Below are 12,926 nucleotides of genomic sequence, written 5' to 3' on the forward strand. Positions count from 1 at the left end.
GGCTTCAGGAACCGTTCGACTTCGACTTCTTGGAACCGTTCGACTTCGAGCCGACGGAGCGGGACTTCACCTTCCGCGCCAGACGCCCGAGCGCCCGCCGCAGTAAAATCCTCTTCGGGGGGTACATCTGGGCCGTGTCGATCACCACACGCCCCTTGTCGTTCACGACGGCGGACGCCCGGTACGGATCGTCGTCCCGGCCCCATCGCCGGGCGAGCGGCATGGGCAGTCCGTCGCCGCGCACCGGGATCTCGTACGTCCGGCCGGCGAGGTCCAGGTACACCCGGACGCCCCGCCTGGCGGTGACGTACTCCAGCGGCACCCGGGCGTGCAGCACGCTGGCCGCGCCGTCCCGGGCCGGCTCCACCCGCATCTCACCGACCGGCGCCGGCAGCGCGTGGCCCACCTTGAGGCGGCGCGCGCCGGGCTTGTCGGCCGACTTGGGCATGGCGCCCTTGGCGAGCCGCAGCACCACCCCCGCGCCGTCCGCCCGCCCGACCACGGGTACCCGCACGGACGCCGTGTAGGCGAGCCGGTCGCCCTGCTGCTCCCAGTCGGAGGCGAGCAGCTCGGTGCCCTGGGCCAGGCGGCCCGGGACCGACTCCTCGATCAGCTCGTAGACGCGGTCGGGGAGCGCGAGGAGCGGGTCGCGGAAGCCGGGGTAGCGGGCGTAGGCCCGCCCGTCCTCGACGACGAACGGCGGCGCCCCGTGTTCCAGCTCGGCGCTGATCGCCTCGGACAGCGCGTCGACCGCCCCCGCGTGCGCCAGGGCGATGCGCACCCGGCGCTTGACGTCCATCGCGTCGCGGATGCCGTCGGTGAAGTAGGAGTCGGCGAGCCGCGCGATGCCCGCGCAGAGCTGCCGCTGCAGCTCGCGGTCCAGGCCGGGGAAGTCGTCCTGGACGAGCTTGGCCAGCTCCCAGGTGAAGTGCCGGCGCAGGACGGCGTCGCGCTTCGGTCCGGCCTCGATGAGCCCGGCGGCGAAGTCCATGATCTCCGCGGCGGCCCGCAGCCGCGCCAGGTGGTCGGCGCGGTAGGTGATGTTGCTGGCGTCGCCGCGCTTGACCGCGAAGTAGCAGATGTAGTCGGCCACCACCGAGATCTTCCGGGCGCGCACGCACGCCTCGATGGTGAACGGCTGGTCGCTGCCCACCGGCAGGTGCTCCGGGAAGCGCAGCTTGTGCTTCTCGACGAGGTCCCGGCGGAAGAGCTTGGTGTTGGCCAGGGTGAACGGCAGCGCGGAGTCGTACAGGCTGACGTCCGGGTCGTTCTCCTTGTACAGCGCCTGGTGGACGTACCGGCCGTTGGTGCCGACCATCTTGCCGACCACGACGTCCGAGCCGTTGCGGTCGGCGCACTTCACCATGCGCTCCAGGGCCTCCTCGCCGAGGTAGTCGTCGGAGCCTATGAAGTACACGTACCGCCCGGTGGCCAACTCCAGCGCCCTGTTGCTGGGCGCGGCCGGGCCACCGGAGTTGGGCTGGTGGAGCACCTTGACGGTGTCCGGGTACAGCGCCGCGAACCGGTCGAGTTCGCGGCCGCTGTCGTCGGTGGAGCCGTCGTCGACGGCGACGACCTCCAGCCGGTCGCGCCCGATGCTCTGCCCGACGAGGGAGTTCAGGCACTCCGTCAGGTACGGCATCGTGTTGTAGACGGCGACGACGACGGTGACGTCGGGAACGGCCCCGTTCATGAACCCGCCTTCGAAGATCTGGAGACCAGTCGGGTGTACAGCCCGTCCAGCACCTCGGCCTGCGCCTCCCACGTCCAGGTGTCGAGCAGCCCGGGCTTGTCGTAGGCGGCCGTGTACTTCTGCGGGTCGGCCAGGACGGCCTTGATGGCGCGGGCGAGATCGTCGACGTCCTCGGCCCGGCAGACCTCGCCCTGTCCGGTGGACCGGGTCACCTCGGACATGGTCTTCACGTCGCTGACCACCAGCGGCAGCCGCGCGTGGGAGTACTCGAAGAACTTCGTGATCAGGGCGATCTCGTGGTTGGGCCAGTGGTGGATCGGGATGCAGCCGACGTTCGCCGCGGCCAGGAAGCGGACCACCTGCCAGTGCTTGACGTACGGCACGGCGTGCAGCCGGTCGCCCACCCCGAGTTCCTGCGCGCGGCGCAGCAGACCCTGTATGTAGCCGGCGGCCGGCGCCGGGACGACGAACGCCATGTGGACGCCGTCCAGCTTCGGCAGGGCCTCCACCATGTCCCCGAGGCCGCGCTGCGGGCCGGGCGAGCCGCTGTAGACCACCAGCGGGACGTCCGGTCCGATGCCGCACAGGGCGCGCAGGTCCGGCTCCGGCTCGGCGTCGTCGAGCACCGGGTCCCGCTCCACGGGCCGGTCGGGGGCGTTGAGGACCACGGTCGGCTGTTCCTTGAGGCCGTGGCGCTCCACCAGCAGGTCGCCCAGGCCCTCGGAGACGGTGACCACGGCGTCGGCGAACGGGGCGTACTCGCTCTCGTGCGCGGTGTTGCCGGGAATCCAGTGGGCGTTGTCCTCCCAGGGGCGCACCCCGGGCAGGAACTCGTGGGCGTCCCACACCAGCTTGACGGACCGGCCGGCGGCGCGGGCCCGCACCGCGGCACGGGCGCCGACCCCGAGCATCCGGAAGTCGTTGGCGTGGATGAGATCGGGCTTGAGGGCGTCGATCTCCTTGCCGTAGGTCAGCTCGTAGTCCCACAGCACGGGCTCCAGGCGGCGCCAGGCACGCTTGCCCTTGGCCGCCTTCCACAGGGCCGTGAAGGCGCGGTCCACGGGCCCGCGCAGAGCACGGCCCGCCTTCTGCGCCTGGCCGCTCTGGCGGGCCCGGAACTCGATCCACTTCTGCATGAACCGGGAGACCGGCCCGGCCACCACGAGGCGCAGCTTCTCGACCCGGCGGAACAGCGGGCTGCCCACGGCCTGCGGCGCCACCTTCAGGGCGGCCCGGCGGGCGGCGAGGTCCGCGCGCCACGCCTTGGCCCACTGCCGGCGGTAGGCCGCCAGCGGCCCCGGCGGGTAGGCGAACGGACGGCGCAGCGGCGAGCGGTGCCGCTCGGCGTGCCGCTTGGCCAGCGGCGTCTTCAGCGGCAGCAGCCGCACCTCGGCGTCACCGAGCTTCCAGGTGCGCCCGTTGCCCGAGCGGACGAGGCCGAGGAGCACCACGTCCCAGCCGGCGGCCGCCGCGGACTCCGCGGCCTTCTGCACGCGCGAGTCGCCGTCGACCTTGTTGTCGACCAGCATGACGACCCGGCCCTTGGTCGGGCGGGGCGCGTCGGTGCGCTGCGCTTCCATGAACAGCCTTTCTGAACCGGTCACTTCAGGAAATCGCTCAGGACCTGGGCGGTCCATGTGCCGTCGTGGTAGGTGCGGGCGAACTCGAGGGACTCCCGGCCGATCCGGGCCGTGCCCTCGGGGTCGCCGACGAGACCTTCCAGCACCTCGCGGAGGGTCTCGGGGGTGGCGCTGACGATGGGCAGGGCGCCGTCCGTGGCGAGCTTCACACTGTCGCTGATGTAGGCGACGACGGGCTTGCCGGCCGCCATCGCCTCCACGGCGAAGGTGCCGTAACTGCCGGTGGTGAACTGGTCGAGCACCAGGTCGCAGCTCTGCACCAGCTCGCGCATCTCGGCCCACGGGATGCCCTCGGCGAGCCGGAACTCGATGACGCCCTTGTCGTGCAGCTCGGTGAGGACCGGCATGATCCGGTCGGTGCCCTTGGTCCACCGCTTCGACGGGGCGTGCAGCACCAGCGGCCGCTTGCGCTCCATGACCGGGCGGTCGGTGGCCCACTTGTCGACGTCCACGACCAGCGGCAGCCACTTCGCCGTCGGGAGGTCCTCCAGGAGGTCGGGCGTGGTGACGTAGAGCGGCAGTCCGGCCTCGGCCGCGATCCGCTTGTTCGCCTCGGCCTTGGCCTGGAGCTTCTTCGCGATGCCGTCGGGGGCGTCGTGGAACAGCGAGAAGGGGTGGCGCGCCATGTGGTGGGCGGGGTGCCGGATCTCGCTGCCGTGGGCGAGCAGCGCCACCTTGATCCTGGCCTGCTTCAGGGCGTCCAGGTCGCCGGCGATGCTGGTGCCGTTGAGGTGCCCGAAAACGGGCATGAAGGCGTCGACCAGCAGGTGGGTGAAGCGGCCGATGACCCGCTCCATCTGCTGGACCTGCACGTCGAGGTCGCGCAGCCGGTCCGCGTCCACGTACACGTCGGCCGGGTAGTCGAAGGACTCCGGCCGCTTGTTCATGACGACCTCGGCGGACACGTCCGGGTTGCGGCGCGTGACGGCCTGCGCGAACGCGGCGCCCTGGCCCGCGTAGTTGGCGGGGCCGAGACCGAGGCGGACCCGGGTGTCGCGGAGCTTGCGCCACAGCGGCTTGCCGTCGGCGCCGGTGTTCTCCGCCGTCCGTACCGCCTCCGGGGTCTCCTGGACCGTCCAGGAGACGTCGGACCGGGGGCCGGGCGGCGTCTTCTTCGACAGCTCCCGGTACAGCTGCAGCAGCTTGCCGCTCTGCGCCTCCCAGGACAGGTCGGTGAGGACGTCCTCGGTGATCGCGTCGGCGAGCTTGCCGCGGTTCTCCATGGCCCGCGCGGCGGCTTCGGCGAACGTCGCGGGGTCGTCCCACGTCCACACCTCGCCGAGGCCGTGCCGCTCCACGTACGCCTTGATGACCTTGACGTCGCTGGTGACCAGCGGCAGTCCGGCCTGGAGGTACTCGGAGACCTTCGTCGGCAGCGACACCTCGCAGTTGGGGACGCGCCGGAAGGGCGTGAGGCCGAGGTCGGCGGAGGAGAGGTAGTCGGCGACCTCGTGCTGCGGCACGTACGGCACCAGGTGGACCCGGTCGCGTACGCCCAGCGCCTCGGCCCGCGTGAGGAGTTGCTCCAGAAGGGGCGTCATCCGGCCGTGCACCAGGGCGAGGTGGAAGCCGGGCAGCTGCGGCAGACCGTCGATGACGGCGTCCACGCCGCGCTCCGGACCGATCCAGCCCGAGTAGACCATCAGCGGGACCCCGGGCCCCAGACCGCAGGCCGCGCGCACCGACGAGGCGGCCGTGCCGCCCCCGATCACCTCGCGGACCGGCGCGTTGCCGACCACCAGCGGCGCCTTCGCCAGCCCGTGGTCGTTCTTCAGCAGCTCCGCCATCTGGCTGGAGACGGTGACGACGGCGTCGGCCCGGCCGATGAACTCGGCCTCCACCGCGGGCAGCGCGTACGCCTGGCGGGGGTTCGGCCACTCCACGCCCTTGACGTACTCGTGCGCGTCGTACAGCCAGGCGCACCTGCGGCCCCGGGCGCGCAGCCGGGCGGCGCTGAGGGCGGCCGTCGCGATCATCGTCACGTCGTTGGCGTGGATGACGTCCGGCTCGAGTTCCTCGATCACCGGGCCGAAGGCGAGGTCGAGGTCGACCACCTGCGGCCAGTCGACCCGCCAGTCCCTGGCCAGGTCGTCCTTGGACTTGTGCCGCTGCTCCCACTTGAACGCCTGCACCCGCAGCCGGTGGACCGACCGGCGCGCCCGGAGCACCGCCTTGATCGACGTACGGCGCGGAGCGCTCGCCCAGTTGCTCTCGGCCGACTTCTGCCGGACCCAGGCCCGGTACTCCGCGGTGTAACGGTTCAGGGCCGCCTGGTCCGGAAGGTGGAACTGGGTGGCCGCGGCCCGCAGGGAACGCTCCCTGCGCACCTTCACACCGCGCAGGTAGTCCGAACTCACCGGCACCCGGACGACGTCGATCGGCCCCATCTTCGACCGCTGGACACGCTTGGTGTCGCTCCGGCCGATCAGGGTCACGTCCCAGCCGTCTCGGGCCGCGGCGACGGCTGTCTTCTGGACACGGGAGTCGCCCGTGATGCCGTTGGCGACGATCACTGCGATCCTCGGCCTGCGGGCAGGGGATTCCATTACGTACTTCCTCCGGGGGTACAGGAGCGCGGCCCCCCCTGTTCCAGGGGGGGCCGGCGGGTGGCAGTGGCGCGCACCGGAAGCTACCGGGCGGCCACGTGCTCGACCGGGTCGATAAGGACGGTACCGCCGTCGGCCGCCGAAGCGAGAACCGCCGCCGCCACCTCCACGGTGCGCATGCCCTGCCGCAGGGTGCAGATGTCGGCGGGCTCGCCCAGCACCGCGTCCCGGAACAGCTCGTGCTCCACCTGGAGCGGCTCGCGCTTCGGGATGGCGTAGCGGATCATGTCGCCCTCGGAGACACCGCGGAAGGCCTGGAGGGCCTCCCACTCGGTGGTCACCGCCGCGTTGGAGTGGAAGGTGAGGTCGGCGGTGAGGGTGTCGGCGATGAAGCAGCCGCGCTCGCCGGTGACCGAGGTGAACCGCTCCTTGAGCGGGCTCAGCCAGTTGACCAGGTGGTTGACCATGGTGCCGTCGTCCAGGCGGCCGACCGCGGAGACCATGTCCTCGTGCTCACGGCCGCTCTTGGAGACGGTGTGCGCGGCGATGGACACGTACTGGCGGCCCGTCACCCAGCCGGTGAGGTCGATGTCGTGCGTGGCCAGGTCCTTGACCACGCCGACGTCGGCGATGCGGTGCGGGAACGGCCCCTGGCGGCGGGTGACGACCTGGTAGACGTCACCCAGCTCGCCGGCCTCCAGGCGGGCGCGCAGCGAGCGCAGTGCCGGGTTGCACCGCTCGATGTGACCCACGCCGGCCACCAGGCCGCGCGACTCGAAGGCCTCGACGAGCCGGCGGGCACCCTCGACGGTGTCGGCGACCGGCTTCTCGATCAGCGCGCAGACGCCGGCCTCGGCGAGCGCCAGACCGACCTCCTCGTGCAGATGGGTGGGGCAGGCCACGACCGTGTAGTCCACCCCGAGCGCGATCAGCTCTTCGACCGTGTTCAGGACCGGCGCGCCCTGGGCGGCACCGAACTTGTCGCCCATCGGGTCGACGACGCCGACGAAGTCGACGCCGTCCAGACCCGCCAGGACACGGGCGTGGTGACGGCCCATCGAGCCGAGGCCGACGAGTCCGGCCCGCAGAGGCTTGGTCACAGCTGCTCTCCCAGCGCGTTCACGGCGGTCACGATGCGCTCCAGGTCCTGCGCCGACAGCGCGGGGTGCACGGGCAGCGAGACGACCTCGGCGGCCGCGCGCTCCGTCTCCGGCAGGTCCCAGGAGCGGCCCGCCTTCTGGTCCGGCTCCCAGTACGGCTTGAGCCGGTGGATCGGGGTCGGGTAGTACACCGCGTTGCCGATGCCGGCCTCGGTCAGCTTGGCCATGGCGGCCTCGCGGTCACCCTGGATGCGCACCGTGTACTGGTGGTACACGTGGCGGGCGCCCTCGGCGACCTTGGGGGCCACCACGTTCGGCGCGGTGATGTGCTCGGTGAGGTAGGTGGCGTTGGCGATGCGCTGCTCGGTCCAGCCGCCGAGCTTGGCGCGCTGCACGCGGCCGATCGCGGCGGACACGTCCGTCATCCGCACGTTGGCGCCGACGATCTCGTTGGCGTACCGCTTCTCCATGCCCTGGTTGCGCAGCAGGCGCAGGGTCCGCGCGGTCTCCGCGTCACCCGTGGAGATCATGCCGCCCTCGAGGCTGTGCATGTTCTTCGTCGGGTAGAAGCTGAAGGTGCCCGCGGAGCCGAACGCGCCGACCGGCGTGCCGTGCAGAGCGGCCGCGTGGGCCTGGCAGGCGTCCTCGACGACGGCGAGCCCGTGCGCCTGCGCGATCGCCGTGATGCGGTCCATCGCGGCCGGGTGGCCGTAGAGGTGGACGGGCATGACGGCGGCGGTGCGCGGGGTGATCGCGGCCTCGAAGGCGGCCGGGTCCAGGCAGAAGGTGTCGGCCTCGATGTCGGCGAAGACCACGTCCGCGCCCACCAGGCGCACCGCGTTGGCGGAGGCGGCGAACGAGAACGAGGGGACGACGACCTCGTCGCCCGGGCCGACGCCGAGGGCCAGCAGCGTCAGGTGCAGCGCCGAGGTGCCGGAGTTGACGGCGACGCAGTGGCGCCCGTCGACCAGCTCCGAGAACTCCTCCTCGAAGGCGGCCACCTCGGGCCCCTGGACGACCAGGCCGCTGCGCAGCACGCGGACCGCGGCCTCGATCTCGTCCTCGCCGATCACAGGCTTGGCGGCCGGTATGAACTCATGGGCGTCGGTCATCGACATCCCCTCCTCTACGGCGACCTCAAAGGCGCGTCGTGCTTCGTCGGGAAGGGGCCGCGTCGAGATCAGCACGGCCGCATCCCTGGGTGTTCACCGCTGCCTGTGGGCGGGCGAACGGCTTGTACACAGGACCCCGCCCCCCGAGGGTTCCTTGCGGGAAGACAGCCGTATCCGAGCCGGAGGGCCGGAGGTGCTGGTCGGCTGCGGTCGCGGCGGACATGGCTGTCGCCACCGAGACCACGGTTCACGTTACCAGCACGGAGACGGCGATTTTCCCCAGGGTTACCACAGAGAAACCTGTTCTTGAGGTCCACTTCATCACAAGCGAGAGACAGGCTAACCCGCACATGAACGCCGGGCGACGCGGCACGGCAGGAGCGGCGGCGGGTGCCACCCGGTTGCCACCGGGCGGCACCCTCCGCCGCCGTGTCCGGCCGGCGCGGGGCCGGCGGGACGGTCGGTCCTCCGTCAGTCCTCCGTGGTGGCCGAGACGGACGGCACGGCCTGCTGCGCCGCCGCGGTCGTCGTCTTCGACGCCGACTTCGCGGCCTTCTTCGCCGTCGTCTTCTTGGCCACCGTCTTCTTCGCGGCCGTCTTCTTCGCGACGGTCTTCTTGGCGGCGGCCTTCTTCGCCGTGGCCTTCTTCGCCGTCTTGCGGGCGGCCGTCTTCTTGACCGGGGCGCCCTCCTCCGGCTCCTCGGCCGACTCCTCGGCGGTCTCCGCCGCCTCGGCGGTGGCCGAAGCCTCCGCCGGGACCTCGGCCGGGGCCGCGGGGGCGTCCGCCGGGGTCTCCGCCGCGGCCGACGGGAGGACCACGACGGCCGTCTCCTCGGACGCGGTGGGCGCGGTGGCCTTGCGCACGGCACGGCGTCGCGGGCGGGGCGGGGCCGCGCTCTCGACGACCGGCTCGGCCACGGGCTCCGCGGCCGGCTCGGTGACGGGCTCGGCCTGTGCCCCGGGCTGCTCCGCCGGAGTCTGCGCGGGCTCGGCGACCGTCAGCACGGCGGCTTCCGCTCCGGCGGGCGAACCGGCCGGCGCGGACACCTTGCGCGTGGCCCGCCGGCGCGTACGGCCCTTGGGCGCGGCCTCCTCGACCACCGGGGCCTCGGCCGCGGGCGTCTCGGCGGCGGCCTCGGTGACGGCGGTCTCGGTGACGGGGGCCTCGACGACCGGGTCCTCGACGGCCGGCGGCGCGGCGTGCGCGGCGGCGGCCTCGGCCGGCTGCACCGGGCGCGCGGTCTCCGCCTCGGCGGTCACGTCCTGCGCCGTGGGCGCCTGTGCGACCGGCGCGGACACGGCTTCCCGCCTCGGCGCACCGCTCCTCGGCGCACCCGCGGGGGCCGAGGCCCGGCGGCTCGACCGGCGGCGGCCTCGACCGCGGCCGGCGGCGGCCTCCGCCTCGGCGACGCTGCTGTACAGCTCCTCGTCGGGCTCGAAGTCGGGCGCCTCCAGGGCGACCGGCTCGGCGGCCTCGGCGGCGACCTCGGCCGCGCTCTCGGTCTCCTCGACGGCGCTCACCACGGCCTCGGCGGCGGTCTCGTGCTCGTGCTCGTGGACGTCGCCGCCCCGGCCGCGCTTCTTGCCGCGCTTGCCGCCGCCACCGACGGCGGCCGGCTGGTCGAGGTGGACGATGACGCCGCGGCCGTTGCAGTGGACGCAGGTCTCGGAGAACGACTCCAGCAGGCCCTGGCCGACCCGCTTGCGGGTCATCTGCACCAGACCCAGCGAGGTCACCTCGGCGACCTGGTGCTTCGTGCGGTCCCGGCCCAGGCACTCCAGCAGGCGCCGCAGCACCAGGTCCCGGTTGGACTCCAGCACCATGTCGATGAAGTCGATGACGATGATGCCGCCGAGGTCGCGCAGCCTGAGCTGGCGCACGATCTCCTCGGCCGCCTCCAGGTTGTTCCTGGTGACCGTCTCCTCGAGGTTGCCGCCCTGGCCGGTGAACTTGCCGGTGTTGACGTCGACGACGACCATCGCCTCGGTCCGGTCGATCACCAGCGAACCGCCGCTGGGCAGCCAGACCTTGCGGTCCAGCGCCTTGGCGAGCTGCTCGTCGATCCGGTAGGTGGCGAAGACGTCGACCTCGGAGGTCCACCTCGACAGCCGGTCGGCCAGGTCCGGGGCGACGTGGGAGACGTAGCCGTGGATGGTCGACCAGGCCTCGTCACCGCTGACGACGACCTTGGTGAAGTCCTCGTTGAAGATGTCGCGCACGACCCGGACGGTCATGTCCGGCTCGCCGTAGAGCAGCGTCGGGGCGTTGCCGCTCTTGGCCTTCTTCTGGATGTCCTCCCACTGCGACTGGAGCCGCTCGACGTCACGGCGCAGCTCGTCCTCGCTCGCGCCCTCGGCGGCGGTGCGCACGATGACGCCCGCGTCCTCGGGGACGATCTTCTTGAGGATGCTCTTCAGCCGGGCCCGCTCGGTGTCGGGCAGCTTGCGGCTGATGCCGGTCATCGACCCCTCGGGCACGTACACGAGGTAGCGGCCCGGCAGGGAGACCTGGCTCGTCAGCCGGGCGCCCTTGTGCCCGATCGGGTCCTTGGTGACCTGGGCGAGGACCGGCTGGCCGGACTTCAGGGCGGACTCGATGCGGCGCGGCCCGTTGGCCATGCCCAGCGCCTCGAAGTTGACCTCGCCGGCGTACAGGACGGCGTTGCGGCCCTTGCCGATGTCGATGAAGGCGGCCTCCATCGACGGCAGCACGTTCTGGACCTTGCCCAGGTAGACGTTGCCGACGTAGGAGGTGGCCTGCTCCTTGTTGACGTAGTGCTCGACGAGCACGCCGTCCTCCAGGACGCCGATCTGCGTGCGGTCGCCGTGCTGGCGGACGACCATCACGCGCTCGACGGCCTCGCGGCGGGCCAGGAACTCGGCCTCGGTGATGATCGGGACGCGGCGGCGGCCCTGCTCACGGCCTTCGCGGCGGCGCTGCTTCTTCGCCTCCAGACGGGTCGAGCCCTTGATGGACTGGACCTCGTCGGACGGCTCGCCGGCCTTGCGCGGCTCGCGGACCTTGACGACGGTGCGCTCCGGGTCGCCGGCGCCCGGCTCGGCGTCGGTCGAGGAGTCCCCGGCACGACGGCGGCGGCGGCGACGGCGACGGCTGCCCGCGGTGGAGCCCGTCTCGTCGTCGGCGGAGCCCTCCTCGGCGTCCTCGTCCTCCTGCTCCGCGGTGTCCTCGGCGTCCTGCGCGGCCTGCTCGGCGGCCAGGTCGTCGGCTTCCGCGTCACCGGAGTCGCCCTCGGCGCTGTCACCGCGGCGGCGACGGCGGCCCCCGCGGCGGCGACGGCGGCGCGACGCGCCCTCGTCGGCGTCCTCGTCCTCGGCGGTGTCGTCGGCGGCCTCGTCGGCCTCCTCCGGCTCCGCCTCGTCCTCGGCGGCGGGCTCAGCGGCGGGCTCGGCGGCCACGGTCGGCTCGGCGGGCTCCTCCGCGGGACCGGCACCCCGGCGCCTGCGGCGGCGGCGCGGCCCGGTCTGCTCCTCCGGCAGCTCCTCGGCGACCTCGACCGGCGCCACGGGCTCCTCGACGGGCTCCTCCCCCTCGGCGCCGGCGGCAGCGGCCTCGGCCGCGGCGCGCTCGGGCGTCTGGAAGCGCGGCTCGGTGAACACGGGCGCCTGGAACACGGCGACCGCGGGACGGGCGGGAGGACGCGGGGCGTCCTCCTCGCCGGCCGGCGGCGGGGGCGCGGAGAATCCGACGGCGGCCTTGCGGGTGACGCGCCGACGCCCGCGGCGGGGGCCGGCCTCCTCCTCGGCCTGCGGCGCGGGCGCCTCGGGCGCCTTCGCCTCCACGACGGCGGACTCGGCGGGAGCCTCGGCCTGCTCCGGCGCCTCGACGGGCGCGGCGGCGGCGCGGGCGGCCCGACGGCGCGTACGACGCGGGGCCTCCTCGGCGGCGGGCGCCTCGGCGGGCGCGGCCTGCTCGGCGACGGCGGACGCCTCGGCGACCTGGGCGGTGGTCTCGACGACCTCGGCGGCCTCGGCCGCCTGCGGGGCGCCGGTGGGGGCCGTCGCCCGGCGCGTGGCCCTGCGACGGGTCCGCCCGGCGGGGGCGGCCCCGGCTTCGGCGGGCGCGGCCTCGGCGGGCTCCGCCGTCACGGCGGCCTCGGGGGCGACACCCTCAGAAGGCACCGCGGGCACCTCGGTGGCCGCGGGGGCCTCGGTCCGCTCCACGGCGGCGGGTGCCGTCACGGTGCGGGTGGCCCGGCGGCGGGTACGGCGCGGTGCGGGTTCCTCGGCGGGGGGCTGCTCCGCGGCGGCGGCCTCGACCGGCTCCGCCGGTGCGGCGGTGGTCGCGGGCACCACGGTCTCGGCGGCCTCGGCCGCGGCGGAGGCGTCGGCCGGAGCGCCGGCGGGCGCGGACGCCCTGCGGGTGGCGCGACGGCGCGGACGGGCGGCGGGCGCCGCCTCCTCGGCCTGCACGGGGGCCTCGACGGCCTCGACGACGGTGTCCGTCGTCTCTTCCTCGGTGTCCTGGGTGTCCTCGGCGACGGCCACGGTCGGCTCGACGGTCTCGGCGGAGGCCTCGGCGGCACCGGCCGGCGGGCCTGCGGGCCGGGAGGCGGCACGGCGCCGGCGACGCGGCGGCAGGGTGTCGCTCGGGGTGTTGTTCGATGCGGAGTCCGGAACGGACTCTGTGGATTCGGTCGGTTCGAGCATGCGGGCGTATCTCCCGTCAGGCTCCCGGGCGCCGCGCTGGTCCGGTGCCGATCACGATGGATCGGCCGCCGTTGACGTCCGCGGCTCGCGCTGTGCGCGGTGCCGCCGTCCGGGGCGCGGGCGCCGCACGGGAGCTCTCTAGTGTCCTGTCTCGCCGGTTCCGTACA

The 12,926-nt window shown here is 73.5% G+C and carries 6 protein-coding genes; all 6 read right to left on the reverse strand.

Annotation, left to right across the window (positions count from 1 at the left end):
- Nucleotides 1–4: 4 nt before the first annotated feature.
- The 6 genes from ACF09K_RS05975 to ACF09K_RS06000 all read right to left on the reverse strand — a co-directional run bounded on the left by ACF09K_RS05975 (nt 5) and on the right by ACF09K_RS06000 (nt 12,759).
- Nucleotides 5–1,693 (reverse strand): glycosyltransferase family 2 protein, encoded by a 1,689-nt coding sequence (locus ACF09K_RS05975; RefSeq protein ID WP_392241277.1) that lies wholly within the window; start codon nt 1,691–1,693, stop codon nt 5–7.
- Entirely contained in the window at nt 1,690–3,273 is a 1,584-nt protein-coding gene (locus ACF09K_RS05980) for a glycosyltransferase family 4 protein (protein ID WP_392241278.1), read from the reverse strand. The genes ACF09K_RS05975 and ACF09K_RS05980 overlap by 4 nt, the downstream gene beginning before the upstream one ends.
- Before the next feature lie 20 nt (nt 3,274–3,293).
- Nucleotides 3,294–5,879, reverse strand: coding sequence for a glycosyltransferase family 4 protein (locus ACF09K_RS05985; RefSeq protein ID WP_392241279.1), 2,586 nt, complete (start codon nt 5,877–5,879; stop codon nt 3,294–3,296).
- An 83-nt stretch (nt 5,880–5,962) separates the two neighbouring features.
- Nucleotides 5,963–6,937 carry a Gfo/Idh/MocA family protein gene (locus ACF09K_RS05990; protein ID WP_392241636.1) on the reverse strand — a complete coding sequence of 325 codons (975 nt, stop codon included), beginning with the start codon at nt 6,935–6,937 and terminating at the stop codon, nt 5,963–5,965.
- A 38-nt stretch (nt 6,938–6,975) separates the two neighbouring features.
- A complete protein-coding gene (locus tag ACF09K_RS05995; protein ID WP_392241280.1) occupies nt 6,976–8,091 on the reverse strand; it encodes a DegT/DnrJ/EryC1/StrS family aminotransferase in 1,116 nt (371 codons plus the stop codon).
- Nucleotides 8,092–8,562: 471 nt separating this feature from the next.
- Entirely contained in the window at nt 8,563–12,759 is a 4,197-nt protein-coding gene (locus ACF09K_RS06000; RefSeq protein ID WP_392241281.1) for an Rne/Rng family ribonuclease, read from the reverse strand.
- Between the last annotated feature and the right edge of the window lie 167 nt (nt 12,760–12,926).

It is taken from the genome of Streptomyces sp. NPDC014882, from assembly GCF_043081325.1.
Lineage (GTDB): Bacteria > Actinomycetota > Actinomycetes > Streptomycetales > Streptomycetaceae > Streptomyces.

Excerpts from the sequence above, each read along its gene's own strand:
- ACF09K_RS05990 (WP_392241636.1), bottom strand. The coding sequence starts at position 6,937 with ATGGGCCGTCACCACGCCCGTGTCCTGGCGGGTCTGGACGGCGTCGAC.
- ACF09K_RS06000 (WP_392241281.1), bottom strand. The coding sequence starts at position 12,759 with ATGCTCGAACCGACCGAATCCACAGAGTCCGTTCCGGACTCCGCATCG.
- ACF09K_RS05980 (WP_392241278.1), bottom strand. The coding sequence starts at position 3,273 with ATGGAAGCGCAGCGCACCGACGCGCCCCGCCCGACCAAGGGCCGGGTC.
- ACF09K_RS05995 (WP_392241280.1), bottom strand. The coding sequence starts at position 8,091 with ATGACCGACGCCCATGAGTTCATACCGGCCGCCAAGCCTGTGATCGGC.
- ACF09K_RS05975 (WP_392241277.1), bottom strand. The coding sequence starts at position 1,693 with ATGAACGGGGCCGTTCCCGACGTCACCGTCGTCGTCGCCGTCTACAAC.
- ACF09K_RS05985 (WP_392241279.1), bottom strand. The coding sequence starts at position 5,879 with ATGGAATCCCCTGCCCGCAGGCCGAGGATCGCAGTGATCGTCGCCAAC.